Genomic DNA, 324 nt, shown 5'->3' with positions numbered 1-324 from the left:
CCGAAAGGTTGGCCGATAGAAGGCAAAAAGCCGCACCGGGCCGCCGAAATGGAAGCCTTTCAGGAAGCCGGCGTGAAGGGGCTGATGAAGAAAAAGCCCATCGGCGCCTACCCCTACGCCAAGCGCCTCCCGAACGGCGAGGAGCGTCTCATGCATATCGAGGTCTATCCGCTGCGGGTAACGCTGGAGGTCGTCAAATGGCGGGAGAGGAAGCAGCGGGAGCGGCGGTGGTTCCGCGCGGAGGAAGCAGCGGAACTCGTGGATGAGGGAGGCCTGGCGCAGATCATCGTGGAATGGGTCTGACCGTCGGCCGCGGCCAGACCG

At 64.2% G+C, this 324-nt stretch carries 1 protein-coding gene; it reads left to right on the top strand.

The window, feature by feature from the left end; translation table 11 throughout:
- Window positions 1-303: NUDIX hydrolase (locus ACYQ6W_RS22730; RefSeq protein WP_459678594.1), on the top strand; the 303-nt coding region annotated here is incomplete at its 5' end.
- Between the last annotated feature and the right edge of the window lie 21 nt (window positions 304-324).

The sequence above is a fragment of the Acidisoma sp. 7E03 genome, from assembly GCF_054665075.1.
The sequence above is the reverse complement of the archived record's forward strand: the minus strand, read 5'-3'. Positions and strand labels throughout refer to the sequence as shown.